The sequence below is a fragment of the Enterococcus sp. DIV2467a genome, from assembly GCF_050532945.1.
Classification (GTDB): Bacteria; Bacillota; Bacilli; order Lactobacillales; family Enterococcaceae; genus Enterococcus; species Enterococcus faecalis.
The window spans coordinates 360,912-387,240 of record NZ_CP172896.1 but is presented as its reverse complement, the minus strand read 5'-3'; the positions used below and the strand labels follow the sequence as shown (position 1 = coordinate 387,240).

General features: G+C 40.4%; 29 protein-coding genes. 3 read left to right on the top strand and 26 right to left on the bottom strand.

Translation table 11 applies throughout. The features are described from left to right. Positions 1-32: 32 nt before the first annotated feature. Positions 33-395 carry an Asp23/Gls24 family envelope stress response protein gene (locus IGL80_RS01840; RefSeq protein WP_002354933.1) on the bottom strand — a complete coding sequence of 121 codons (363 nt, stop codon included), beginning with the start codon at positions 393-395 and terminating at the stop codon, positions 33-35. 273 nt (positions 396-668) lie between these two features. Between IGL80_RS01840 and rpmB the strand changes: the two genes are divergently transcribed. Further along, a complete protein-coding gene (gene rpmB, locus IGL80_RS01835) occupies positions 669-857 on the top strand; it encodes a 50S ribosomal protein L28 (RefSeq protein ID WP_002354928.1) in 189 nt (62 codons plus the stop codon). A gap of 102 nt (positions 858-959) precedes the next feature. Here rpmB and IGL80_RS01830 read toward each other — a convergent pair whose 3' ends face one another. From IGL80_RS01830 to gmk, 12 genes are all read right to left on the bottom strand, one after another. Beyond that, positions 960-1,604: a thiamine diphosphokinase gene (locus tag IGL80_RS01830; RefSeq protein WP_002359047.1), complete on the bottom strand. Its 645-nt coding sequence runs from the start codon at positions 1,602-1,604 to the stop codon at positions 960-962. Continuing rightward, positions 1,601-2,254 (bottom strand): ribulose-phosphate 3-epimerase, encoded by a 654-nt coding sequence (gene rpe, locus IGL80_RS01825; protein WP_002354925.1) that lies wholly within the window; start codon positions 2,252-2,254, stop codon positions 1,601-1,603. The genes IGL80_RS01830 and rpe overlap by 4 nt, the downstream gene beginning before the upstream one ends. Before the next feature lie 23 nt (positions 2,255-2,277). Then, positions 2,278-3,171, bottom strand: a complete 894-nt coding sequence (gene rsgA / locus IGL80_RS01820) for a ribosome small subunit-dependent GTPase A (protein ID WP_002359046.1) — start codon at positions 3,169-3,171, stop codon at positions 2,278-2,280. Positions 3,172-3,419: 248 nt separating this feature from the next. Then, positions 3,420-5,576, bottom strand: coding sequence for a serine/threonine protein kinase IreK (gene ireK, locus IGL80_RS01815; protein WP_002365367.1), 2,157 nt, complete (start codon positions 5,574-5,576; stop codon positions 3,420-3,422). Continuing rightward, complete coding sequence (locus IGL80_RS01810; RefSeq protein ID WP_002354922.1) at positions 5,573-6,322, bottom strand: Stp1/IreP family PP2C-type Ser/Thr phosphatase; 750 nt, start codon at positions 6,320-6,322, stop codon at positions 5,573-5,575. The genes ireK and IGL80_RS01810 overlap by 4 nt, the downstream gene beginning before the upstream one ends. Position 6,323: 1 nt before the next feature. Continuing rightward, the gene (gene rsmB, locus IGL80_RS01805) at positions 6,324-7,703 is read right to left on the bottom strand and encodes a 16S rRNA (cytosine(967)-C(5))-methyltransferase RsmB (protein ID WP_002354921.1); all 1,380 of its coding nucleotides are present in this window, start codon (positions 7,701-7,703) and stop codon (positions 6,324-6,326) included. A gap of 5 nt (positions 7,704-7,708) precedes the next feature. Beyond that, positions 7,709-8,650, bottom strand: a complete 942-nt coding sequence (gene fmt, locus IGL80_RS01800; RefSeq protein WP_002365369.1) for a methionyl-tRNA formyltransferase — start codon at positions 8,648-8,650, stop codon at positions 7,709-7,711. Beyond that, entirely contained in the window at positions 8,643-9,137 is a 495-nt protein-coding gene (gene def, locus IGL80_RS01795) for a peptide deformylase (protein WP_002371656.1), read from the bottom strand. Before def ends, fmt begins: the two co-directional genes overlap by 8 nt. 26 nt (positions 9,138-9,163) lie before the next feature. Then, positions 9,164-11,596 (bottom strand): primosomal protein N', encoded by a 2,433-nt coding sequence (gene priA / locus IGL80_RS01790; protein ID WP_430598443.1) that lies wholly within the window; start codon positions 11,594-11,596, stop codon positions 9,164-9,166. 335 nt (positions 11,597-11,931) lie between these two features. Then, entirely contained in the window at positions 11,932-12,087 is a 156-nt protein-coding gene (locus tag IGL80_RS01785) for a putative holin-like toxin (protein WP_074653361.1), read from the bottom strand. Between the two features lie 211 nt (positions 12,088-12,298). After that, positions 12,299-12,601 carry a DNA-directed RNA polymerase subunit omega gene (gene rpoZ / locus IGL80_RS01780; protein ID WP_002354916.1) on the bottom strand — a complete coding sequence of 101 codons (303 nt, stop codon included), beginning with the start codon at positions 12,599-12,601 and terminating at the stop codon, positions 12,299-12,301. Between the two features lie 4 nt (positions 12,602-12,605). Beyond that, positions 12,606-13,220 (bottom strand): guanylate kinase, encoded by a 615-nt coding sequence (gmk, locus tag IGL80_RS01775; RefSeq protein ID WP_002354915.1) that lies wholly within the window; start codon positions 13,218-13,220, stop codon positions 12,606-12,608. Between the two features lie 223 nt (positions 13,221-13,443). Between gmk and IGL80_RS01770 the strand changes: the two genes are divergently transcribed. Then, on the top strand, positions 13,444-14,925 hold the full coding sequence (locus IGL80_RS01770) for a DUF1958 domain-containing protein (RefSeq protein WP_173965684.1): 1,482 nt from the start codon (positions 13,444-13,446) through the stop codon (positions 14,923-14,925). Positions 14,926-14,969: 44 nt separating this feature from the next. Here IGL80_RS01770 and IGL80_RS01765 read toward each other — a convergent pair whose 3' ends face one another. The 13 genes from IGL80_RS01765 to gnd all read right to left on the bottom strand — a co-directional run bounded on the left by IGL80_RS01765 (position 14,970) and on the right by gnd (position 25,035). Beyond that, positions 14,970-15,275: a hypothetical protein gene (locus IGL80_RS01765; RefSeq protein ID WP_002383233.1), complete on the bottom strand. Its 306-nt coding sequence runs from the start codon at positions 15,273-15,275 to the stop codon at positions 14,970-14,972. A 55-nt stretch (positions 15,276-15,330) separates the two neighbouring features. Next, positions 15,331-16,215: a YicC/YloC family endoribonuclease gene (locus IGL80_RS01760; RefSeq protein WP_002359037.1), complete on the bottom strand. Its 885-nt coding sequence runs from the start codon at positions 16,213-16,215 to the stop codon at positions 15,331-15,333. A gap of 16 nt (positions 16,216-16,231) precedes the next feature. Next, positions 16,232-16,450 (bottom strand): YdbC family protein, encoded by a 219-nt coding sequence (locus tag IGL80_RS01755; protein WP_002381076.1) that lies wholly within the window; start codon positions 16,448-16,450, stop codon positions 16,232-16,234. Between the two features lie 175 nt (positions 16,451-16,625). Further along, positions 16,626-17,096, bottom strand: a complete 471-nt coding sequence (locus IGL80_RS01750; RefSeq protein ID WP_002354908.1) for an ASCH domain-containing protein — start codon at positions 17,094-17,096, stop codon at positions 16,626-16,628. Between the two features lie 313 nt (positions 17,097-17,409). After that, positions 17,410-18,063, bottom strand: a complete 654-nt coding sequence (locus tag IGL80_RS01745) for a bifunctional 4-hydroxy-2-oxoglutarate aldolase/2-dehydro-3-deoxy-phosphogluconate aldolase (protein ID WP_002359031.1) — start codon at positions 18,061-18,063, stop codon at positions 17,410-17,412. Between the two features lie 4 nt (positions 18,064-18,067). Further along, on the bottom strand, positions 18,068-19,141 hold the full coding sequence (gene uxuA / locus IGL80_RS01740) for a mannonate dehydratase (RefSeq protein WP_002388613.1): 1,074 nt from the start codon (positions 19,139-19,141) through the stop codon (positions 18,068-18,070). A gap of 23 nt (positions 19,142-19,164) precedes the next feature. After that, positions 19,165-19,617: a PTS sugar transporter subunit IIA gene (locus tag IGL80_RS01735; protein ID WP_002354905.1), complete on the bottom strand. Its 453-nt coding sequence runs from the start codon at positions 19,615-19,617 to the stop codon at positions 19,165-19,167. Between the two features lie 77 nt (positions 19,618-19,694). Continuing rightward, positions 19,695-20,201, bottom strand: a complete 507-nt coding sequence (locus IGL80_RS01730) for a PTS system mannose/fructose/N-acetylgalactosamine-transporter subunit IIB (RefSeq protein WP_002354904.1) — start codon at positions 20,199-20,201, stop codon at positions 19,695-19,697. A gap of 21 nt (positions 20,202-20,222) precedes the next feature. Next, the gene (locus tag IGL80_RS01725) at positions 20,223-21,095 is read right to left on the bottom strand and encodes a PTS system mannose/fructose/sorbose family transporter subunit IID (protein WP_002354903.1); all 873 of its coding nucleotides are present in this window, start codon (positions 21,093-21,095) and stop codon (positions 20,223-20,225) included. A 20-nt stretch (positions 21,096-21,115) separates the two neighbouring features. Continuing rightward, positions 21,116-21,952, bottom strand: coding sequence for a PTS mannose/fructose/sorbose/N-acetylgalactosamine transporter subunit IIC (locus IGL80_RS01720; RefSeq protein WP_002354902.1), 837 nt, complete (start codon positions 21,950-21,952; stop codon positions 21,116-21,118). Positions 21,953-21,964: 12 nt separating this feature from the next. Continuing rightward, a complete protein-coding gene (locus IGL80_RS01715) occupies positions 21,965-23,071 on the bottom strand; it encodes an iron-containing alcohol dehydrogenase family protein (RefSeq protein WP_002359028.1) in 1,107 nt (368 codons plus the stop codon). Positions 23,072-23,085: 14 nt separating this feature from the next. Continuing rightward, positions 23,086-24,087, bottom strand: coding sequence for a D-isomer specific 2-hydroxyacid dehydrogenase family protein (locus tag IGL80_RS01710; protein WP_002359027.1), 1,002 nt, complete (start codon positions 24,085-24,087; stop codon positions 23,086-23,088). Positions 24,088-24,099: 12 nt separating this feature from the next. After that, positions 24,100-25,035, bottom strand: a complete 936-nt coding sequence (gene gnd, locus IGL80_RS01705) for a phosphogluconate dehydrogenase (NAD(+)-dependent, decarboxylating) (protein WP_002359026.1) — start codon at positions 25,033-25,035, stop codon at positions 24,100-24,102. A 376-nt stretch (positions 25,036-25,411) separates the two neighbouring features. Here gnd and IGL80_RS01700 point away from each other — a divergent pair, with 376 nt between their 5' ends. Beyond that, positions 25,412-26,299 carry a MurR/RpiR family transcriptional regulator gene (locus tag IGL80_RS01700; protein WP_085366670.1) on the top strand — a complete coding sequence of 296 codons (888 nt, stop codon included), beginning with the start codon at positions 25,412-25,414 and terminating at the stop codon, positions 26,297-26,299. Positions 26,300-26,329 lie beyond the last annotated feature (30 nt).

The window sequence follows — 26,329 nt, the reverse complement described above, 5'->3', positions numbered from 1 at the left end:
TGTGCAATTGCATCGTTGACAGTACACTACCTCTAATCCGGTAATACACGAACTCCTTGAACAAAAACGTTAACTGAATTCGCAGTGACACCTAATAATGTTTCAAGATTATATTTTACTTTTTCTTGGACGTTACGAGAAACTTCAGAAATTTTTGTACCATAACTAACAATCGTGTAGACATCCACTGCGATTCCGTTGTCTTCTTGACGAACAACGACACCACGTGAGTAATTCTCACGACGTAAAATATCGTTTAAGTTATCTTTAATTTGATTTTTGCTTGCCATTCCGACAATTCCGTAAATATCTGTCGCAGCTCCGCCAACTACTGTAGCGATCACATCATTGGTAATCTCAATGGTACCTGCGGGTGTTTGAATTTTTACAGCCATTGATGAAAGCCTCCTTATAAGAGCACATTCGCCCTATTTTCTTCCATAACATTTTATCATATCCAGCCTTTAATTAAAAGGAAGTTCGTCAGATATTTTCATTCTTCCACTTCTAAGTGAACATTCTAGCAAGATTTCAATTTACTCTTTTTGATTGCTAAAGTCAAATCATAGAAAAAAATCTTCTTGCAAATCAGTGCCTAATATGATAAATTAAGTTAGTATGAGCTGAATATTATCGCTCCAAGATCAAGGCAAAGGAGGAAACTTAAAATGGCAAAAGTATGTTACTTCACTGGTCGTAAGACTTCAAGTGGTAATAACCGTTCACATGCGATGAACTCAACAAAACGCACTGTGAAACCTAACTTACAAAAAGTTCGCGTATTAATCGATGGTAAACCTAAAAAAGTTTGGGTGTCAACTCGTGCTTTGAAATCTGGTAAAATCGAACGTGTTTAATAAACTTAAATAAGCAAAGCTGGACGTTCGTTGTTCGGCTTTTTTTATTGCAAAAAAAAAGAAGTTGGACCTTCATCACTTTGATGAAGGTCCAACTTCTTTTTACTTGTCTTTACTTTGAATAACTGCAATCATCCCTGCATCGAAGGAAAAAGCAGCGGCTTCTTCGATAAATTCATTACTTGCATACGATGTTGGGTAAGGAACATCTTGATTGGTTAATAAATATTTACTGCGTCGTAGCGTCAAGTTTTCTACAGGCGTCAAACAGCAGTAGGCCAGATATTCTTTATCTGGCTCTTTCGGTACGATATACGAACCAGGGGCGTAATACTGGATGCTATTTTGACGATCGCATAGACGGATTTGACGAAGTACGCCTTGAAATCGTGGTTCAAAGGGTAACCAAAGATTGGCTAACAGGTGGTCAATTCTGCCCCCTGTCGCACCGATAATCGTCATCTCTGCTTGTGGAAATCGTTGTAAAGCTTCTTGAAGCGCTAATTGTGTATCTGTATCATCTTTTTCAGCAGGTGCTTGAATGAGTGTTTCGGCAGTTTCTTGGACAAAATGGTATTCTTCTCGTGATAATGAATCAAAATCGCCCACCGCTAATTGTAACGGTAAATCGACCTCTAATAAATGGAGACAGCCGCGATCAATACCTACGAAATAATCATACGTAGCTGGTTCAATGGTTGGCCAATCACTTGGATTGCCCCCAGCTACCAGTAAGACACGACTCATTTGTCTAGCACTGCTCTCAGTGCATCGATTCGTTCTTGAGGATTTTCAGCATTATAAATGTAGGAGCCTGCAACAAACACTTCCGCACCAGCTTCTTTGCAACGTGCGGCAGTTTCAGGAACAATCCCGCCATCGACTTCAATTTCATAGGTGTATCCTTTTGTTTCTTTCCATTCTTTTAATTGAGCAATTTTTTCTAGTGAGTTTTCAATAAATGATTGTCCGCCAAAGCCTGGATTGACAGTCATTACCAAGACTTGGTCTGCTAAGTCTAATACATTTTCAATCATCGAAAGTGGTGTCCCAGGATTGATGGTTACGCCAGCTTTCACACCTGCATTTTTAATCATTTGTAAGGCACGATGAATATGGGGTGTTGCTTCTTGATGGACGGTAATAATATCCGCACCAGCTTCCGCAAAAGCATTGATATAATTTTCAGGTTGTACAATCATCAAATGAACATCCAATGGTAGTTTTGTCACTGGACGAATCGCTGAAACGATATTCGGTCCTAAGGTAATGTTGGGCACAAATTGACCGTCCATGACATCAACATGAATATAATCTGCTCCTAATTCTTCTACTAAACGGATATCTCTTTCTAAATTGGCAAAATCGGCACTTAAAATGGATGGTGCTAGTTTCATTTGGCTCGCTCCCTTTATATTTGCTATGATTTTTTCTTATAAACAGGTCGTCGATTCTCGATTTCCATTAAAAACTGTAAATAATTTTCGTAACGACTCGTCGCAATGGTTCCCGCTTCCACTTGACGTTTCACTTCACAACCAGGTTCTTTGTGGTGCATACATTCACGAAACTTACAGTGAGAGGCCGCGGCAACAAATTCAGGAAATTGCTTTGGTAATTCCACTGCTTCCATCTCCAAGAAATCGATGGCACTAAATCCTGGTGTATCAGCAACCAAACCGTCGTATAACGGAATCAATTCCACGTGACGGGTCGTATGTTTGCCCCGTCCTAAAGATTGGGAAATTTCCGCAGTTGCTAGTTGTAATTCTGGTGAAATTTGATTCAACAATGTTGATTTTCCAGCGCCTGATTGTCCCATAAAAACAGTCAATCGTTCTGGGAAAAAGCGTTCTAATTCTTTGGTGGCTTCTACGTCTTCCGAAGCGATTACCGCATAACCTAACGCTTCATAAATCTGTTTAATTTCAGTGACTTCTTGACGTTGCGGCTCATCTAATAGATCAACTTTCGTTAAATAAATAACTGGTTCTATATCCTTATACTCTAAGCTGACTAAGAAACGATCCAACAAATTAAACGAAAAATTTGGCGAAACCATACTCATGACAACCACACCTAGATCCACATTTGCAACAGGCGGGCGCACTAATTCATTTCGTCTTGGTAAAATTTCCAACACATAACCATCTGTTAAATTATCGCTTTCAAAAAGTACTTCATCTCCCACGAGTGGCGTAATTTTTCGATTACGAAAATTCCCTCGCGCTCTTGTTTGATATGTTTCTCCATCTGCGTATACATAATAAAAACCGCTTAACGCTTTTCTGATTTGACCTTTCAGATAAACCACTCCTAACTACTTTCGAATATACAGGATAGTGGCAGAGAAATCAAGGGAGCCTCTCGATTCTATTAATTAAAAAGAGCCTAGGACATAAGTCGAAATGACTTACCTTCCTAGACTTAAATCTTAAGATAAACGGCGGGACAGGAACAGCTTCTTCTTATTGCTGAGAAACACTATTTGAAAAGCAAATAGATGTTAAACAGTACCTACTTGGTTCTTGAAGCTAAACCCTCCTGTCCCAACCTCTTGTCTTAATTACTCGTACTACTTTCACTAGTGGTGCTTTTTGAATCATTTGCTTTTGAATAATAAACTGTAACAGAGTCGCCTTTTTTGACTTTGCTGCCAGCGGATGGGCTAGTTCGTTCAACGACTTGGCCATCGCCAGAGCCAGATAATCCTTGTTCATTGATTTTAAGGCCAGCGTTATTGATGCTGTCTTCTGCAGCTTTTGGCGAATAACCTGAAATATCAGGAACAGTTACTGAGTCACTGCCTTTGCTGACATGTAAAGTAATCGTGTCATTTTTCGGATCAACAGCGGTACCAGAAGCTGGTTCTTGACTAATCACGGTATCTTTTTCAACCTTGTCGCTTTCTTCGTCCACTCGTTTAATTTGAGATTCTGGGATACCTAAAGCAATTAAGCGACTTACCGCATTATCGTAAGAAATTCCGCTATAATCAGAAAGTGTCACTTTGTCGCTACCTTTACTTACATATAACGTCACTTGGCCATTTTTAGGTGTCACGGTGCCACCTGGTGCGGGGTCTTGCGTAATGACTAAACCTGGTTCTACCGTATCGCTTGCTTGGTCGACACGCGTAATTTGAGATTCAGAAATACCTAATTGTGCCAATGCATTTACTGCATTTGTGTAAGAATAACCGGCGTAACTAGGCAAAGTAACCGCTTCTGGTCCTTCACTGACCGTTAAAGTGACTTTGTCTTTTTTCGGATCAACTTTTTTACCTGCAGCTGGTTTTTGTTTAATAATGTTATCTGTAGACACAGAATCACTGTATTCTTTTTTCGTTGTAATTTGGTCTTCTGAAAACCCTAGTTTTTTCAAGGCTTCGACAGCAGATTCATACGATTCGTTTGTATAATCGGCCATCTCAATTTTTTCTGTTCCAGAGCTGATGTACAAAGTAACAGATCGGCCTTTTTTCACAGATGATTTTGCTTCGGGGTCTGTTTTGACCACCTTGCCTTCTTCAATCTTATCATCGGGAATTTTTTTGGTTTCACTATCGACTTTCAGCCCGGCACTTTGTAGCGCTTGTGAAGCGTCCGCTTTCGTTTCATTTGTAACATCAGGAACTTCAACGTCTTTACCACCCGACATTGCAAAGGCTAAGCCACCTATTGCTAAAGCAATTAATGCCGCAATTGCTAAGCCAATCCACAATTTTTTGCGGTTTTTCTTCGGTGGTTGTTCAGCTAAAATGTCATCTGCGATATCTTCTGGGACTTCGACAGGCGTTGTCTCTTCCGGTTCAGCGATGTCTTCGGGAATCGGAGTTAATACTTTCGTTTCTCCTAATAAAGCCGTTGGTTCCCACGCAGGTTCGTTTAAACGACTGGCTGACAAGGACGTGTATAAGTCTTCTGCCATCTCATTCGCTGTTTTGTAGCGATCGCTTGGGTCTTTTGCGGTTGCGTGACGAACCACATTTTCCAATGATTGAGGAATCCCTGGATCAAACATTTTAACAGAGGGAATTTCTTCTTGAAAATGTTTTAAGGCAATCGTTACGGCTGATTCACCATCAAAAGGTACATTCCCCGTTAGCATTTCATAGAGAATAATTCCCACAGCGTAAATATCTGATTGGTTAGTCGCCATGCTTCCGCGTGCTTGTTCTGGCGATAAGTAATGCACCGAACCTAACATTGTGTTCGTTTGCGTAATTGACGTTTCTGACAAGGCAATCGCAATCCCAAAGTCAGTAATTTTGACTGTGCCGTGTTCGTCAATCAGAATGTTTTGCGGTTTTAAATCCCGGTGAATAATTCTATGTTCATGTGCCATTGCGACAGCAGATAAAATTTGTTGCGTAATGTCCACAACTGTGGAATAAGGAATTGGGAAATGCGTTTGGATGTACCGTTTTAAGTCCATTCCTTTCACATATTCCATGACTAAATATTGTAGTCCATCTTCTTCGCCTACATCGTACACACTGACGATATTCGGGTGAACCAGCTCAGTTGCGGCTAGTGCTTCACGCTGAAAACGTCGGATGGCGGCTTGATCGTTTTGGAAGTCAAAGCGCAAGACTTTTACTGCAACGTCTCGGTCTAAAATTAAATCGTGTGCTAAATAGACGTTGGCCATGCCGCCGCTTCCGATGCTGCCAATAATGTGATATCGACCATTCAGCTTCTTGCCGATTTCTATCATTGGTTTTCCTCCTTCTGTTCGTCAAAGTGTATCACTAACACGGTAATGTTATCTAAACCACCCGCTTCATTTGCTTGGGCAACGAGTTGGCTTAATTTGGATTCTAAGGGATCTGACGTCTCTAAAATTTCTAAAATTTTTGTCTCAGGAACCATATTGGTTAAACCGTCCGAACATAACAGTAAATAGTCATTAGGCAGCCATTCATGATTGGTTACATCGACTTCGACAGTGCCAGGCATTCCCAAAGAACGTGTTAGGACATTTTTTCGTGGATGATTTGCAGCCATCTCACGAGTAATCTCCCCTGATTTTACTAGTTCATTCACTAAAGAATGGTCTTCTGTTAATTGTAACATGTGTTGGTCACGAACTAAATAAGCACGACTGTCCCCCACATTTGCTAAGACAAATGAATCCGGTAAAAGAATGGCACCAACCACGGTTGTCCCCATTCCTAAATACTCTGGTTTCGATTGTCCGCGTTCATAAATTTTTTCATTTTCCTTTTGAATTGCTTGAATTAACCACTGTGCAGATTTTTCAGCTGAGTCGACAGACGCATTGGACCAACTCTCACCTAAATTATTGACTGCCATTTGGCTAGCGACATCACCTGCTTGGTGGCCACCCATGCCATCTGCTAAAACAGCAAAGGTTATGTGTTGTTGGTTCTCAAAAACGTTGGCATAATCTTGGTTCGTATTTCTTTTGCGACCGACATCTGATTGAACGTTGATTTCCAAATTATTTCACCTCATTTGAACTAACTTTCCGCATACAGCAAATAAAGAAGCCATCTGTCATGTATTGATGGGGATACAGAACCAGTTCTTGCTCTTTTACTACTGCTTGGACGTTTTCATTTGCAACAATTTCAATTTTTTCAAATTCAGGGTGTTTGGCTAAAAAGGCTGCCACCACTTCCTGATTTTCTTCTGGCGTAATAGTACAAGTGCTATAGACCATTATACCCCATTGTTTTAGTGTTGGGGCAACACTTTCTAAGATTTCTAACTGAATTTTAGGTAAATTTTGAAAATCATTGGCCGTTTTATGGTATTTAATGTCTGGTTTACGGCGCATCAGCCCTAAGCCTGAACATGGTGCATCAACTAAAATCCGATCAAAGGTTTCTGCGGGAAATTCTTCGGCCACTTGTCGCGCATCAAGCTTTTCTGCTTGGACGACATCCGCCACGTGGAGGCGTTGCGCATTTTCATTAATTAGCTTAATTTTGTGCGCATGAATATCTAAAGAAGTCACACGACCACCTGCTTCAGCCTCTAAAAAAGTTGCGATATGAGTCGTTTTGCCACCAGGAGCCGCACAAGCATCCAAGACACGATGATGCGGTTCAATTTGCATCGCTGGAGCCACGAGCATAGAGCTTTCATCTTGAATGGTTAAACAACCGTTAATAAACAGTTCACTGCCAGCTAAGTAGCCTTTTTCAGCGACAACACCATAAGGGGAAAGTTGACTTTCCTTCGCGGCAATCCCTGTTTCTTGTAATTCTTCCAGCGCTTCTTCTCGTGAAATAAACCGTGTGTTTACTCGGCCACTCGCATGGCTTTTTTCAAATAATGACAAGCCTAACTGCCGTGTTTCTTCTTCGCCTAATTGGGCAAGCAATTTTTCTGTTAACCAACGTGGCATGCTAATTTCCGTTGCTAAACGATCAACTGGATCGCTAATTGCGGCCAAACTAGGTGCTCCATTTCGTTGGAACGCCCGCAGCACGCCATTCACGAATTTACCAATCCCAGGATTGCCACGACGTTTGCCAATTTCAACCGCTTCATTAATGACTGCATGATCAGGCACTTTATCTAAATAAAGTAATTGATATAACGATAAAATCAATAAATTTTTCACCCAATTATCGACTTTTTGCGGTTTCTTAACAAATGGTGTTAAGTAGTATTCCAACAATAATTTGCGACTAATTGTGCCGTAGACAAGTTCTGTAAACAAGCGGCCATCTTTCTCGCTTAGTTCTGATTTTGTCATCATTTCATTAAGTAAAAGATTGGAGTACGCCCCACCTTTATCCACACGTTCGATGGTTTCTAAAGCAACGTATCGAACAGAACGTTTTAATTTCTTGGGGATTTTTTCAGCCATTTTTGTTAGTCCACCTTATCTTTTTCTGCGACATTTTGACCAACGCCATTTAAAAATTCTTGAATCGTTAATTGACCTTTACCTGCTGGTTGCAGGCGATCAATTTGAAGAACTGTCCCTTCGCCACAAGCAATCCATAGCGCTTTTTTACTACGTTGGATAATCGTTCCTGGGGCGCTGGTTGTTGTTTCAGTCAGTGGTGTCACTGCCCAAATTTTCCAGTTGGTCCCTTGATAGGTTGTGAACGCTGTTGGCCAAGGACGCATACCACGCACTTGGTTATCAATTGCCTCAGCAGTTTTTTGCCAGTCAATTCGTTCTTGTTCCCGGGTAATATTTGGTGAAAAAGTAGCTTCTTCTTCCACTTGTGGAATAGGCGTGATTTCGCCAGCAATTAGCTTAGGTAACGTCTCTAATAAAAGTTCTTTTCCTAGAATGCTTAATTTTTCAAACATGGTGCCTACATCGTCTTGTTTCGTAATCGGAATTGCACGTTGCGATAAAATCGCGCCAGCATCCATTTTTTTCACCATTTCCATAATCGTGACGCCTGTTTCTTTTTCTCCTTCAATAATCGAGTAATGTACAGGTGCGCCGCCACGATATTTTGGTAAAAGTGAGGCATGGACATTAATCGCACCTAGTTTGGGCGCTTTTAAAATTTTCTCTGGTAAAAATTGTCCAAAGGCTGCTGTCACAATTAAATCTGGTGCTAAGTCAATCACTTTTTCCATTTCAGGAGAACCTGAAATTTTCTCTGGTTGTAAGACTAATAAGTTATGTTTTAAAGCTGCTTCTTTGACAGGCGTTGGGGTAATCACTTTTTTTCGGCCAACTGGTCGATCTGGTTGCGTGACAACCGCTTGAACGTCATAGCCTGCCTCGATTAAACTTTCTAAAATCGGAACAGAAAAGGCTGGTGTGCCCATAAATACAATTTTAGTCATCAAAATGTTCCTCCATATACGCTTCTAAATCTTCTGGTGCAATTTTCTCAATCATTTTATCGATAAATAACTCGCCGTTCAAATGATCAATTTCGTGTTGAAAAGCTCGAGCTAAATAGCCGTAAGCCGTAACTTCCATTTCTTCACCTTCACGGTCAAAATAACGGACAGTCACTTCATCTGCTCGTTCAACGGTTCCATATGTTTCTGGAATACTTAAACAGCCTTCCACATCAATACTGGTTCCCTTTTTTTCAATAATCACTGGATTAATTAGTTCAAAACGACCAGATTCTTCATCAATTTCAATTACTGCCATTTGCAAATTTTTGCCAATTTGCGGGGCTGCTAAGCCAATCCCATCATGGGCCAGCATTGTTTCATACATATCCTCTAGTAACTGCACAATTTCATCGGTAATAATCGTCACAGGTTGAGCCTTCATTTTTAAGTGTTCGTTCGGGTGAATCACAACTGGATAGCGCATAAGTGCTCCTTTCAAAGCTGTATTTTTTAAATAAAATTCATGGGTTCTGCATCAATGGAAAGCTTTAAGCCACGAGCCGTTGCTCGTTGTGTATCGGTTAAAATTTCTTTCAATAATGGTTGAAGCATTGGTTCTTGTTTATACTTGATAATCACTTGATAAAAGTATCGATTATTGACACGCATAATTGCGTTGGGCGTTGGTCCCAACAAAATAGCTTGCGGCGATAAGCCTTGTTTTAATTTCGTCGCAATTTGAAACATTTGTTTCGCTGCTTCATTTTCTTCAGGATGGCTAGCCGTAATTTGGACCGTAAAATAGTACGGCGGATAATCCCCACGATGACGAATATACATTTCTTTTGTATAAAAATCTTCATAATCTTGGGCTTTTGCCAATTGTATCGCATAATGCTCGGGGTTAAAAGATTGAATGATGACTTCCCCCGGTTTTTCAGCTCGACCAGCTCGACCGCTGACCTGTGTCAATAACTGGAAGGTCCGTTCACTGGAACGAAAATCGGGTAAATTCAAGGCGGTATCAGCATTTAAGACACCGACTAACGTCACATTTGGAAAGTCCAGTCCTTTGGCAATCATTTGTGTGCCTAATAAGATATCCGCTTGTCCTTCACCAAATGTTCGCAAAATCTTTTCATGCGCACCTTTGCGACGGGTCGTATCAACATCCATTCGGAGAATACGACTGTCTGGTAACAACGTTTGTAATTCTTCTTCTACTTTTTGTGTGCCTGTTCCGTAGTAGCGAATTTTATCTTGGCCACAGTTAGGACAGCGATAAGGAATCCGTTCTTCATGCCCACAATAATGACATTTCATTGTTTTACTATCCATATGCAAAGTCAAGGAAATATCACAATTCGGACACGGCAACACATAGCCACAATCGCGACACATCACAAATGACGAATAGCCACGGCGATTAAGTAGGAGAACACTTTGTTCGTTTTTCTCTAAGCGTTCTTGGAGTTTTTCTTGCAACGACATGGAAAAAGAAGAGACATTGCCATTTTCTACTTCTTGCCGCATATCCACTACATCAATCGTAGGCAAGGTTGCCGCTTGATTGGCACGCTGTGTTAATCGTAACCGCTGATAAACATTTTTTTGTGCGCGAGCGCGTGATTCCAAGGACGGCGTGGCACTACCTAAAACAACAGGGCAATGATGGTACTCCGAACGCCAAATCGCTAAATCTCTCGCGTGGTAGCGGGGGGTTTCTTCTTGTTTATAACTTGCCTCGTGTTCTTCATCAATAATGATCACACCGATGTTTTCGATTGGCGCAAAAATGGCTGAACGCGCGCCAACCACCACTTCCGCTTCTCCTCGTTCGATCTTCCGCCACTCATCGTATTTTTCACCTTGCGATAAGCCACTGTGCATTACAGCAACATGTTCGCCAAAGCGACTTTTAAAGCGTTGCACCATTTGCGGAGTTAAAGAAATTTCAGGGACAAGCATAATGGCTGTTTTGCCTTGGTTAAGAACTTCTGCAATGACCTGTAGATAAACTTCTGTTTTCCCGCTTCCTGTAATACCTTCCAATAAGTAGGTTTGGCTTTGCTGTTCTTGGACCGATTGTAAGATTGTTTCCACAGCCACCTGTTGTTCTGCATTCAAAGATAACGCAGTCGTTTTTTCAAACGTCTGATTAGCAAACGGATCACGATACGCCTCTTTTTCAATGAACGTTAACCAGCCGTTTTTGGCCGCTTCATTTAAAAGCGCGGTACTGAAACCTAATTCTTTCATTTCCTTCACAGCGGTGATTTTTTCAGTGCCCAAGCGTTGTAAATAGTAAAGAAGTTGCTCCTTCTTCTTAGCTCCCTTGCGTAAACCCAAACGAATTTCCTCTAATTGTTCAAATTCCTTAGCGGCTTGAATGAAGCGGACCATTTTGACTTTATTTCTCGTCGTAACTTCGTAGCGAATATCGACTTTTTGCTGTTTACGCAACGCCATTAGTTGAGGCAAAAGCCCACGTTCTTGCGCTTGGTCCCACGAAATTTCCTCTAAACCATAAAATAACTGATCTTGTAATTCTTCAGAAAGCTCATCCGTTAAATAAATATATTTTTGGTAATCGGCACGCATTACGCTAGGCAACATGGTTTGCAAACAAGTGATTTTAAAAGCAAACGTTTTTTCCTTCATATAATCAGCTAAAGCCAACATTTCTGTATTTAAGACAGGTTTTAAATCCAACACCGCCACTAGTTCTTTCAACTGAATATTGGTTTCGTCAAGAACCGCTGCAGCCATTGGTTCAATGGCTAAAACAAACCCTTGAACATGCCGATTACCGTTACCAAAAGGCACTTCTACACGCATGCCGACAGCCAATTGCTCATTTAAATTTTCAGGCACTAAATAAGTGAATGGTTGATCGGTTTGCATCGTTGGTACATCCACAATAACTTTGGCTACTTTTTGCATGGTGCGTCCTCCTTTTTATGTAAATTCTCTTTGCCTATTGTACTAAAGATTGACTGATTTGTCTTGTGTGTCTCGTTGTTGTTAAGCTTAGTTAATTTCTCCTTAAAATATAAAAAGCTAGCTTTCCTAAACAAATGATCTAAGAAAGTAGCTTTTAGTAATCCTCTTAAAATACTTTGAAACTTACACTGCTAACTAGTGTTAGCACTCTACATTTTTTTATGGTATAATCATTTTGAAAGAGAGATATTGGTCCATCTCTCTAACTGTAGAATCATGACAGTAACTTAGTTTTTACTTAATTAAAAAGAAATAACCAGTTAACCGTTCAAAGTTTATGACTGGTTATTTCTTTTTGTCTTTTTTAGCAAAGTGACAACCAAACTAATCAACGCAATGGTATATAAACCAAAGTCGAAAATTAGTCCGATTACATCTAATGCGGACAAATACGGCTTTCCCCTTTCATAGATTTTAGTACTTATGCTCATAAGCACCACCAAAAGGGTCTCCAGTATGCTCCTACGATTCTCATTTCATTGCGATTCTCGTCGCAAAGCACATTTTCTTTTGCGCTTGCCACCGTCATAACTTATCTACAAAAACAGTATACCACAAAAGTCATCCCACAACATTTGCAATCACAAAAAAACAAGCCTTTACTTGAAGAAAGCTTCAATCATAGGCTTGTTTTTCATTCAATTAATTTTTTTCGTCACGTAAACGGTTTTCTAATTCTTTTTGTTCTTGTTCACGTTGGCGTTTGCGTTCTTCACGTTCAATGCGTAGACGTTCGCGTTTTTCTTCAGGATTTGGATCACTGATCACTGTTCCTGCTTCAATTTCTTCTAACGCACGACCTACACTTTTTACAGAATCAAAGGATTCAACGGTTGGTTGAACGCCTTCATCTAATTCATGCGCACGTTTGCTTGCTAAAATAACCAAAGAATATTTTGAAGGGACTTCTTTTAACAATGAGTCAATTGACGGTTTTAACATCATAAGGCTACATCTCCTCTAACATTTTAATATATTTTCCAATTACACGGTCAACACGGAAGTGCTCACTCGCGATAATGTCTTTAATTCGTTGCACGGCTAAAGGAACTTCATCATTCACTACCGCATAATCATACAGCGCCATCATTTCGATTTCTTCTCTGGCCACAGCCATTCGTTCTTCAATCACAGACATTTCGTCTGTTCCGCGGCCAATAATTCTTGATTTTAATTCCGCTAAATCGGGGGGTGTCAAAAAGATAAATACGCCATCAGGCACTTTGTCTTTGACTTGTTTAGCCCCTTGGACTTCGATTTCTAAAAAGACGTCTTTGCCTTCATCTAGCGTCTGGTTAACATACGTTAATGGTGTCCCATAATAGTTACCAACATATTCCGCATATTCCAACATTTCTCCAGCTTCAATCATCGCTTCAAATTCTTCTCTTGAACGGAAATAGTAATCTACTCCATCCACTTCGCCTTCTCGCTGTTTCCGAGTGGTCATTGAGATTGAATATTGAAAATCATTTTCTTCACTGTCGAAAATAGCCTTTCTTACAGTCCCTTTCCCCACTCCTGAAGGACCTGACAATACGATTAATAACCCGCGCTCTGACATAACGACTTCCTTTCAAAACATAATTTCACAGTATTAGTTCTATTTTGCACTTTTTTTCTGCAATTTTCAAGACTTTCTTGGAGATTCACTGAAAAAATAACATTTCTTCTTTAATTTGGCTTTCATAACTTGTTCTTTTTTTAAACAAATTACCTAGAATTCCTATACAGGCAGCCATTTTTTAAGTAAAATGAAGTGATGACTCCTTTAGGATGAAAAAAACGTGAATAAGAAAGGACTGAGAAACATCGCACGAATTAAACCATTTACATTGTTTCTGCTAGGCTTAGTTGTCAGTTGTGGGGCCTTTTTTGCCCAACCTACTGTGACTCACGCAGAAGAAGATATTACCGCGATTGCTAAAAAAATGGGGACGACCCTGAAAGCGGATGGCATTCCCAAAGCAGCCATCGTTGTTGATGCTGATTCTGGAGAAATTCTCTGGTCGCAGCAACCAGATTTAGCGTGGAATCCTGCCAGTATTGCCAAAGTGATGACCATGTACTTGGCCTTTGAAGCAATGGAGCAAGGAAAATTTACAATGGATACGACTGTGACTGCTACGCAAAAAGATGTCGATATTTCTAAAATATATGCCATTAGTAATAACAAAATTACGTTAGGTGTTGCTTATCCAGTCCGTGAACTGTTAAAAATGATTGCTGTCCCCTCTTCTAATGTGGCGACTCTCATGTTGGCAAACTTAATTTCAGGGAACCAGCCTACTGACTTTGTTCATTTAATGAATCAAAAAGCGGCTGAATTAGGGATGACAAATACTACCTATTACAACTGCAGTGGGGCGCAAGCAAGTGCCTTTAACGGCCTGTATCAAATGCAAGGAATTGACCCAAATGGCGATAACGTCTCTACAGCTAGAGATTTAGCTTCACTAACCTATCATTTTCTGAAAAATTATCCAGAAATTTTAGAAATCACCAATAAACCAGTAGTGAAAACAATGGTCGGCACGCCTTACGAGGAAACGTTTGAAGCGTACAATTATTCTTTACCAGGCGCTAAGTATGGTTATCAAGGCGTGGATGGTTTAAAAACAGGCTCTAGTCCAACAGGCGGCTTTAACTATATTGCGACTGTCAAACAAGGAGATTTCCGTTTAATTGAAGTCATTTTAGGCGTTGGTAATTGGCAAAACCAAGATGGTGAATACGAACGGCATGTTGCTGGGAATGCTTTGCTGGACTATGCCTATACGACATACGAACGCAAAAAACTTTTAGACAAAGGACCACAAACCATTGATCACAAAAAAGTCACTTTGGCTAACGATTTATACGGTGTCATTCCCAAAGGCAGTCAGCCTACTTTTAAATTAGTAGCAGGGCAGGTGCAAGTCGACACGCCTTTGACATTGTTAAATAGTACTGTTCAAGCGCCGAAAGTGGCTTACCAAGAAGTTAAGCCAAAACAAACAACAGCGGAAGCTGCGTCAGAATCAAACGAACGTTCTGGGGATACCACCGTTGCAGAACCGAATCATTTTATTCCCAAATCGATTGCCACAAGTGTTTTAGTCCTTTTCGGGCTAATCTTCTCAGTAATTACCCGTCAGCTTCAAAAACGTTTAGAACGTCAGAAAAAACACGGCAAAGAAAGCAGTAAAACTGCATCCATGCGGACAATCTTTTTAAGTGCCGCAGTTCTTTCTTTCCTATGCGCCGTTGGCTTGTTTCTTTTATTCTAATTAAAAAAAAATACCACCAAGCGTGAAATGCTTGGTGGTATTTTTTATAAGCCCATATTAGAAAGCGTATTGACCACGTTCATCAATTCATCGCGACGACGAACTTGTTTGTCGACAGGGCCGTCAACTTCTTTCACGTCAATGCGAACAACAAAGTGACGATTCAAAGTAACAAACGTGTCTTCGTTAATTTGGATATTTAATTCTGTTTCAGAATAGCTTGCACAAGCATCTTGCCAGACGTCAAATGGTTCTCTGTCTGAAGCGACTTCTGTTTTTACCACAGAACGACCACTTAATTCTTGAAAGGTTACATCATAAAATTTAGTCATTGCTTTCACCTCTGTCATTTATTCGTTACTTCTATATTATAGCGTTTTCTGGAAAAACACGAAACCATTTTCTCTATTCGACATTTTGAATTTGTTCACGAATCTTTTCTAAGGTTGTTTTCATTTGAACGACACTATTTTTTATTTCAATTGGACTTGATTTCGAACCAATCGTATTGACTTCACGGTTCATTTCTTGAATTAAGAAATCTAGTTCTCGGCCCACTGGTTCTGTTTCGTCAAGCAACTGATGCAACTTATCAATATGGATATCCAAACGATCTAATTCTTCATGAATATCGCCTTTTTCCAATAAAATGGCCATTTCTGTTAATAAGCGTGTTTCATCCACTTGGCTACCTAACCATTCGTTTAATTTCGCTTCAAAACGTTGACGGTATTCTTGTTCAAAAACGCCCACAAACGCTTGCAGTTCTTGAATTGATTGGGTCAACACTGCTACATAGTCAAGCAGGACTTGTTTAATTTGCGTTCCTTCTTGCACACGGCTTTGGTCAAGACTAGCGATGGCTGCTTCAAATGCTTGAACAAGAAATGGTTCAAATGTCTGATCAACGATTTCTGCTTCCACTATTTCGACAAAATCATTTTGCTTTAATAAATGGTTGACCGTGTCCCCTGCATCAAACGTTGCTTCCGGATAGTTTTCCTTTAAATGTTGATCTACCGAAGTTAATAATTGATCAATTAAGTCCCACTGCACGCGCACTTCTTTTTGATTGTTGCCGATTTTTTGGAGATTTACATAGACTTCCACACGTCCACGTTTTAACGTGCGTTTGATTACTTGCCGAATCACCAGTTCATAGGCATTCAGTTCCTTTGGCATACGCAATTGAATATCTAAAAACCGCTGGTTGACACTTTTGACTTCAACATCCAATTGATAATTTTCATTTTGAATGGTCTTTTTTCCAAATCCAGTCATACTTTTCATTGACAGGGTGCTCCTTTTACATGGATTTAATTGTTTTGCTTAATTCAGCAAATTCTTCGTTGGTTAAGGTGATGCCTTTACCCATTTTTTCGTGATCAGGGGCCCACTCACGCAAATCAAATTTTGGTGGACGACCATTCCAACTAATTAAATTCAATTCTTTACGCCAGCCACGAGCATTCTCAGATAACACAGCGACTTCTTCTAAAATTTCATATGAAAATTCTTCTTTCATAACATTCACTCCTTGTTAGTATTCCTTAGGTTATTGTACCATCTTTTCCTCGACACTTAAAATACACATCTCTTTTCTATCACCCTGTCTATATAAACATACGCAACTTTTTCAAAAAATCAGTAAAAAAAGCGACAACTGCTCGTTTCAATCGTGTCAGTCACCGCTTCTCTGTCTATTCTTTTTCTGTATAAAGATCCACCACTTCAAAACTTTGGCAAACTAACAGCATGTCGGGATAAAATTGTAGCTGATAGGGGGCCAGTTCTTCTTTAAAGAACCGCGCATGCTCTTCATACCAATAATCCAGCGTCAAATCTCCTTCACCTTCCGCTTGTGCAAAAGATTCTGAGACCTTATTCATGGGCATAATTTCAACTTTGGTTGTTCGAATAATAGCCAGCGGTTGAGACTGACCATCTAAAATTATGTCGTATTGACCAGCTTTAGGGAGTTGTTCTTCTTCCATCTTATAAATATCTAAAGAAGAACATGTCGCTGTCTTACGACCAGAAACAACCAATTGACCCAAACGATTACCCATCTCAGAAGAGCCATCACCAAACATCCACACATCGGGCATCAACATATCTAATTCATGTTTATCTAAAAAGTTTTGCCAGAACACTTCTACATTTTTTAACATCCTTTGCTCTCCTTTTTATTTTTACTTCACGCAACCTTCTTTCACTAATTATACATAACTGATTGCTTTTCTCCTATACTATTTTTACAAAATGAAAACTAAAATAATGTCAGTAGTATTTGGACAGAAAAAAAAGAGAGCGTGGGACAAAAATCACTTTGGATTTTTGCTCCACGCTCAAAAACTAATAAACGGCGGGAACAGAAGCAACTCCTTCGGAAATAAGCCGAAATTCTCCAAAAATTAAAGAACAATTTTCGGAAATTCCTTCTTATTTCTCGGAGTTAAACGCTTCTGTCCCGACCTCATCTTTTTATTTTGCTTGTCGTTCTTTGATTTTCGTAAGTAAAGATTGAACATGCTGGCGTGCCGAAGCTTCATCTTCTTGAAGCATCTTTTCCGATAAAATAAAGGAGCCGCCCACTGCTAATACTTCTTCTGCTTCCACATACTCTATAAAGTTTGTTTCATCAATCCCACCAGTTGGTAAAAATTGAACATCATAAAACGGGCCACTTAAACTTTTGATGGCTTTTAACCCGCCGTAAATATCGGCTGGGAAAAATTTAACCACTCGTAAGCCATACGCCAGCGCTCGCTGAATCTCCCCAGGCGTAGCTGTTCCTGGAAAAATAGGCACCTCATTTGCCAGACAAAAATCAATGACTTCTGGAACAATCGCTGGGGAAACAATGAACTGTGCACCGTTCGCTACTGCCTCTTGGGCTTCTTTCAAGGTTCTAACAGTTCCTGCGCCTACTATTAAATTCCCTGAAGCAGCAAGTTGTTTGATGGCAGGCAAGGCCAGCTGACTCCGAAAAGTGACTTCAATAAACGGTAATTCGTTTTCTACTAAGACCGATTCTACTTGTGGCAAATAGCGTAAATCTGTTGCAGTGTATAGTGGTAAAAGTTTACATGTTGCTAATTGTTGATACAGTTGATTTTTTTCAACTTTTGTTTCCATTCTGTCACTTCCTATTTTGTTTGGCTTTGGTTGCTTCGTACAGTCCTTGAATATAGGTCAACCCCATTGCTCGATCATATAAACCATAACCAGGCATCGCTTTTTCATCCCAAATTGCCCGACCATGGTCAGGACGAATAACGCCTTCATACCCTACGTCTACCAGTGCTTGCATTAATTCCGCCATATCTAACGAACCAGCGACACTAGGATGCGCCGTTTCTTCAAAACGATGCTCACCTAAATACTTCACATTGCGGAAATGAACAAAATTAATTCTGTGACCTATTTCACGAATCATAGTAGGCAAATCATTCGTCGGATCCGCACCAAGGGAACCTGTACAAAATGTAATCCCATTTGCTGGTGAGTCCACTAAGGAAAGGATCCGTTTCAAATCCGCTAAATTTTTAGTGATTCTTGGCAAACCAAAAATTTCCCAAGGTGGATCATCGGGGTGAATCCCCATTTTGATATTTTCTTCTTCACAGACAGGAATCACACGTTCTAAAAAGTAGCGCAAATTTTCGACCAAATCTTCTTCTGTTACGCCGGCATACATGGCTTTCAATTCTTGAAATTGTTGCAAACGCTCCTCTTCCCAACCTGGTAACCGGAATCCTTTTGACTGACTGTGAATCAATTGATACATGTCTTCTGGCTGCATGTTCTCTACCACAGCTTGATCAAATAACAACGATAAGCTGCCATCTTCATTCTCATACGCCAAGTCCGTTTTAGCCCAACCAAAAATAGGCTTGAAACTGTAGCACACTAAGGAAATTCCGCATTTCCCCAAGTTACGCAACGTCTGGCGATAATTATCAATATAGTGGTCTCGTTGATCCGTCCCCGCTTTAATGGCATCATGAATAGCGACACTTTCAATTCCTAAAAGTGCTAATCCTTCTTGTTCCACCGATTGTTTAAGTGCCTGAATTTCGGCTACTGTCCAAACATCACCTGGTAGTTTATTTAACAAGGTACCGACAACACCAGTAATTCCTGGAATCTGTCGAATATGTTTTAACGGAATGGCATCGCCTGCCGCTCCGTACCATCTAAATCCCCATTTCATTGCTTTCACCCTTTACTACATTCTTAAAAATCATCGTCCTCATCCTCTTCGTCCTCAAAGGAAGTCATAGAAATATCCCATGCTTGCACACTTTCTTTGCCTTGCGCAACAATCGCTTGCGCCGCTTCAGCAATCGGTGTGCCCAATAATTGATGGTTTATCGCTTCTAAGACCATTGGTAGGTTGGTACCACTCACCACAAAGATTTTCTTTTGTAGAGCTGGTTCGAGTTCGTTAATCACCAAAACTGCCTGATTGTAAGGACTCGCACTTAATAAGTCAACCATGACCAACACGCCATCCCCTTGTTGGACGTTCTCAATCGCTGTTTTAATTTGTCCGCCTAGTGCTTGGACATCGTCTCCACTATTTAGATTAACGGTTTCGATATTTTCGGTTGCGCCCATAATCACGGTAGCTGCGTCTTTCGCACCGTCACTTAGTGCACCGTGTGTAGCAATCACAATCCCTAACATAAAAGTTCCTCCTTCAATTCAGTGGCTTGAGTCATTACTTCAAACAGTCATGCAATGACTCAAGCGACTGGCCTTTTTTATAAATTAAATTTGCCTAAAACCTCTTTTAAACTAGTTTTTGGTGCAGAAGGCGTTGCTTGGAAATAAATATCTTCTACGCCATACACCTCATGTAGTTCTTTTAATTTTTCGGCATCTTCTTTGTTTAAATAAACTGATTTGGTTACTAATAAATCTTTTTCTGGATTCTTCTGTGCAATACCGCCGATGTTTAACTCCTTCATAGGGACTCCGTGTTTTACTAAGTCATAAATTACAGAGACGGTTTTAGCGATTAAAATACAGTTGTACTCTTTGAATTGGTATTCATCCCAATAAAATTTAGCTTTTTCCGGCGTAATGACAATGGTTTTTTGTCCTGTCCGACTGCCTGCACTTTTGTATAAATCACGCATAAATTTATCCTTTGCCACCACTTCATCGACAACGAAAATGGAATTAACGCCACTTTTTTGGGACAAGGTCACCATCACTTGTCCATGAATTAATCGTTCATCTACTCTTGCTAAATTTACTACGCCCATCTGATTCACGTCCTTTTCTTTTTATAAAATACCGACTGTTGCTAAGACAATTAGGATACCTGTTAACCACAATAATGCTTGCGTAACTTTCAAGCCTTTTTTCGTATAGAACCAATACACGCCCATTACGACAGCTAGCGGCAAGAGTCCTGGGACAATCTGATCAAGGATATCTTGGACCACAAACTCACGGCCAGAAAGTTTAAATTGAAGAGTTGAAGAAACTTTGACATAATTACCAGCTAAAATCCCCATCATGAACAACCCTAAAACAGATAACATTTCAATAGCTTTTTGAATCCCCGCACTTTGCATTAAGCCTGTGGCATTCCGCCCCATTTTGAAGGATTGTCTCGCAAAGAACACACCTAACAGTACTTGATAAAGGGCAAACGCCACAAATGGGAAAATCGCACCTAATGCGCTACCTTGTTGCGCCCACGGCACCGCAATCGCAATAAAAATATATTGAACCGTGCCTGAGTCAATCGCATCACCAATCCCAGCTAACGCGCCCATCAAGCCAGCTTTGGTGTTATACATTAAATCATCTTGCATCATGATTTCGCGGCCTTCATGTTCTTCTTTGGCCCGCTCTTGTTCCATAGAAGCCATCAACCCAGTAATGACCCCGCCGCCCCAACTTAATTGCGTATTGAAAAACAGCAGTTGACGCATATAAGCGGCTTTTAATTGTTCATCGTCTTTATACAATTTCTTTAAAAGTGGCATCATTGCGTACAATAACGAAGGCGCCAAGTAACGTTCAAAGGAATGGGGAATTTCATTGGCAAAATGCCAACGGAGATAGGCTTTTGTAACATCTTTATTGGTAATTTCTTCTGGTGCTAAATTCGTTGTTTTCGGCACGACTTTTTCTGTTGTTTCCGTCATTTCAGTTCCTCCTTTTTCTTTTAAAACCCGTCATCGTAATCGTCATCATCATCAAAATCAGTGGTGGCACTGGCGGAACCAGCACTTTCTGCTACAGGTTTGCCTTTTTGGACTTGCACAAAAATTAACGCAATAATTACGCCAAAGATGGCATACGTTACCATGGTAATTTCCAATGACTTAAAGACGATACTCATGAAGTATGCAAGGAAAAAGAAAACCAAGAAATCTTTTCGACCAATGACATAGACCGTTGTCGCAATCCCAATTGCGGCTAAACCACCACCGACTACTTCTAACACGTGAATCACAACGGTTCCTTCTAATGCTTTAATAATATCGGCAATGACTGGTGCCCCTAAATAAAGAGCAAAAAAGACTAATGGAACGAATAAAATAAATGAGGCAATCGTTGGATACCAGATAATTGAGCGGGCAATTTTTTTAGAATTTAGTTCAGCCACCGCACGATCGGTATACTTCCCTAAAAACGTGTTAATAAAGAAACGGAATTGATATAAATAACTCCCTAAAAGACCGACAGGAACCGCTACGGCGATAGCCGCTTCCGGCTTCAAATTCCCTAGCAACGCAACTGGCACAGCAATCGCTGCCGCAATTGATGGTTCTGCTGGCATAGAGCCACCTGGTGAAAAAACGCCCATGTAAATCATTTGTAATGCTGCGGTGACAATCATCGCTTTCGGGACATCGCCCATCACTAAACCTGCTACTAACCCTGTCATTAAGGGCGAGAAACGCAACGTTAACGTTGCTCCTCCTCCAAGCCATCTGGACATAATTGCTGCCACCCAAAGCGCCATTATCAAACTTTGTAAAACACTCAACGTTTCCATAGTTCCTCCTTCTTATCCTTGGTTTTGGATATACTTTTCTAGCTCTTCAATCCCTTGACGTAAACGTTCTTCCGAAATCTCAATAGGAATTAAATGAACCTTTTCTTTTGAATCAATAAATTGAACCATTGCATCGAGTACTGCTTCTTCTTCTGGGTAAAGGCCCATTTGTCGTAACGACATGGGCAAGTTTAGCTCTTGATAAAAGGGGATTAATGCGTCTATGATGGCCCACCTTTTTTCCAATGCTAATTGATAGAAGATGCCGTAAGCTACTTTTTCGCCATGTAAATAGTCATGACTTTTTGGTAAAAATTTACTCATAGCATCATGCATGGCGTGTGCTGCTGCATTGCGGGCGTATTTGTCGCCGAAGCCGCCGACTAATCCAGAAACAGCGAAAACAATTTCTGAAAGATGGACAAATTCAGGCGTGAGTTTGCCCTCATCCATCGCTGCTAAGGCTGCTTTTGAGTCCCGCATAATCGCTTCTTGCGAAAGCTTGGCGGTCGCTCCCGCTAATTGTAAAAAGGGTTCCCCTTGCAAATGGGCTTGGCGTAAAATGGTCTCTGATTCATACCATTTCGCTAACGTATCAGCTAAACCAGCGACAAAATAATCACGGGGCGCATCCAGAAGCAACTTAGGATCAGTGATTAAAAACGCAGCTTGGCGAAAGAAATGTTCCGTTTTGCCTTCGGCCGCGCCATTTTCTTGATACATCACAGCTAACGGTGTCCACGGCGCACAGTTACTAGCCAAAGTGGGGACCAAGCCAAAATTCAGATTGTTTAAATGGGCGCTGTAGCCCACTAAATCGGCTAACTTACCGCCGCCGACTCCCAGAAGAAAGTCAATCTGGTGTTCCTTTATTTGCTGTGAAATTTGTTCGGCGCCAAAATAACTACATTCTCCTGTGTAAGTGTGATAGAAGAATTGATACTCTGAATCTGCCAAGAATGGCAAAAATGGCTGAGCTTTTTCAAAGGATACGGTGCCATGCACCACCAAAATTCGTTGGGCGTGATATTCCTTGAAAAGTGACGGCACCGAAGCTAAGGCGCCTTCGTGGTAACGATAAAATTGCGGTCCAACTTTCACTTTTAAATCAGTTAACATGCTCCTCCTCCTTCTTAACTAACGTAACGACTGACTTCTTGCACTGCCCGTTGAGGTAAAATACCTTGCACCACGTCTTCCACATCTTGCACGCATTTTTCTCCCATCGCTTGCAGGCATTCCATGGTATAAGCGGAGGTGTGCGGCGTCATTACTACATTTTCAAACGCAAGATAAGGATGATTTTCCCGACCTGGTTCCTCTTCTAAAACATCTGTCCCAAGCCCAGCAATTTTGCCCGATTCTAAGCCGGCAATCATGGCTTCTTCATCAATCAAGGCGCCTCGTGCGCTATTGGAAAGATAGACGCCGTCTTTCATCTTGGCAATTTCCGCCGAGCCAATCATGTGATAACTTTCTTCAGTTAAATTGGCACATAAACAAATGATGTCTGCTGAAGCTAGCAACGTATCTAAGTCTACTTTTTTGGCTCCATAACTTTGCAGATAAGTGGCGGATTTATAGGGATCATACGCTAACACGTTACAGCGAAATCCGTTTCGTAACGTCTCCACGACACAACTTCCTGTGTTCCCAACACCAATGACACCCACAGTTTTGTTAAATAACGTCCGACCGACAAAATTCGCTCGTTTTTCCCATTGATCTGCTTTAACGCTGGCATCTGCAGCCACAGTTTGCCGTAAAACAGCTAGTAAATTTGTGACATTGTTTTCCGCCACGGCATCTCGTTCTACTAAAGCTGGGATGATGGAAACAATTGTCTCGTGCTGTTTTGCAGCGTCTAAATCGATGTTGTTATACCCAATGCCATGGCGAGAAATCAGCAACAATTCATCTTTATGTTCAAAAAATTCTTTCGTGAAAAATGGCGTCACGCTAGCAATAATAATCGTATATCCTTGTAAACGTTCCGCTAACTCTTTGCCACCAATTTCACTGTCGACTGTAAAATGCTTCACGGTGCCTATTTTTTCTAAGCGCGTCAAGTGTTCAGGAAAAATTTGACCAAAACTACTGGAATTCACTATGGCAATTTTTTGTTTTTTTAACATGACTAAACTCCTTTACTGACTTTTTACGACTTCATGCCCGCCAAATCCTTGTCGCAAAGAAGCGACCACTTTGTTTGAAAAATGATTTGCTAGCATACTTTCATTTCGAGTAAATAAGGACAACGCCGTAGTTGGGACGGGCATCTCCAAACGCAATGCTTCTTCAATCATCCATTTGGCTTCGCCATTTGCTGCCACTTTCCCTTCTAGATTGGTTAACGTAGGATTTTCCGCAAAAACCTCTTTCGCTAAGCCCATCAAGCGAGCTTCAATAATCGAGCCGTGATTCCACACATCGGCTACTTTCTCCAACGCAAAATCATATTCGGCGGCTTCTAATAAATTGAATCCTTCGCCCATGGCTTGCATCATGACGTACTCAATCCCGTTATGCACCATTTTCAAATAGTGACCAGCTCCTGATTTCCCAGCATAAAGATACCCTTGTTCACAAGCTAAATCTTCAAAAAATGGGGTTAACACTTTGACAGCTTCAGGCGCACCGCCAACCATTAAACACGCTCCTTCCCGCGCTCCTTTGATGCCACCAGAAGTACCACAATCAATAAAATAAATTCCTTTTTCCTTAGCAAATTGAGCATTCGCAACACTATCATGAAAATTTGAATTGCCACTATCCACAATGATATCCTCTGGTGCTAATTGCTCTACCAATTCTGCCACTAATTGATTGGTAATCTGACCAGCGGGGGTACTTAAAAAAATCACCCTCCTTTTGTTAAGCGCTTTCAATAGTTCCGGCAACGAATCTACAACGGAAAGCCCCTGCTCTCTAGCAGTCGCTCTTGCTTCCTTTGTCACATCAAAGCCAATAATGGGCCAGCCTTGTTCGTGAACATTTAATGCCATGTTCAAACCCATTTTCCCAAGTCCAATAAAGCCAATGTCCATTTTTCTTTCACCTGCCTCTTTTGATACTTCAATCATAAAGGATAAAAAAAATAATGTAAACGATTACACTAATTAAAAAATATTTTTTATTTTTTAGCAAAAATCTTGCCTGCTCAAAAGGTAAAACGTTTTTATTTTTAAGGAGCTTTCATACAAAAAACACAAGTAAATCTCTTGGTATCACGTTCTTTTTACTGGCTACTTTCTTTAGTTGAGAGAAGTCTTTTCAAGACCCCTTCATTTTTCAGAAAAAAGATTATTTATTTTTTTTGGGCTTTTTTTAAAGAATTTCTTTTTTGTGGAGAAAAAGAGAAATTGTATTTGTCCTCTTTTTCCACTATAATCAGTCTATACCAACAATGAAAAGGCATTCATTTTATTTTTAAAAAAATAAGATTGGAGGAACGTGTTAATGAAAAACCACTATTTGGATCAACGGATTCGGATCAAAAAACCGAATTTGAGCCTCACAGAAAAGAAAATTTCCGATTACTTTGTTCATTCTGAATCATTATTGACACAAATGACGTTAGAAAGTCTTGCCAACGAAATTGGCGTCTCCCAATCTTCCGTGTATCAATTTGTAAAAAAGATTGGCTATTCTGGGTTCCAAGAATTTAAAATTGATATCGCCAGGAATTCTAATTATCAGCCGACTTTTCAAAACGTCAATAGCCTGAATGGCGCCGATGATATTTCACCAGATGATGATAGTATTACGATTGCTAAAAAAGTCTTACAAGCCAATATTTATTCCCTCAGTAACGCCACACAGTTCTTAACAAAGGAGCTGTTAGATAACGTGTTGGCTTTGATGTACTCTGCCAAAACGCTTCACTTTTTTGGGCAAGGTGGCTCCTCGATTGTGGCTTTTGATAGTTTCCATAAATTCATTCGGACCAACTATCGGTGCAACTACATTTTTGATTACCACATGCAGTTAAGTTTTGTCACAAAATTAACCAGTGAAGATTGTGTGTTTATTTTTTCCCATTCAGGCAAAACCAAAGAATCAATCAACCTAGCACGACAAGTTAAAAAAACCAACGCAAAAATGATTACGTTAACCGGTAACAGCGGTTCAGAGTTGGCAGGCTTGTCCGACGAAGCAATTATTGTCGTCACCGAAGAAGGCTTGTTTCGTGCGGAATCCTTGGCTTCACGGATCAGTTACTTAACGGTAATGGATATTTTATATACAAATACGATGTATCACAATTTTGATCAAAATGCCGATTCCTTGAAAAAAATCCGTGATAACATTAGCACGACTAAGACAGATCCGCATTATTTGTCGTAAAGATCTGAATGGTGCTTATTTTTGTAATAT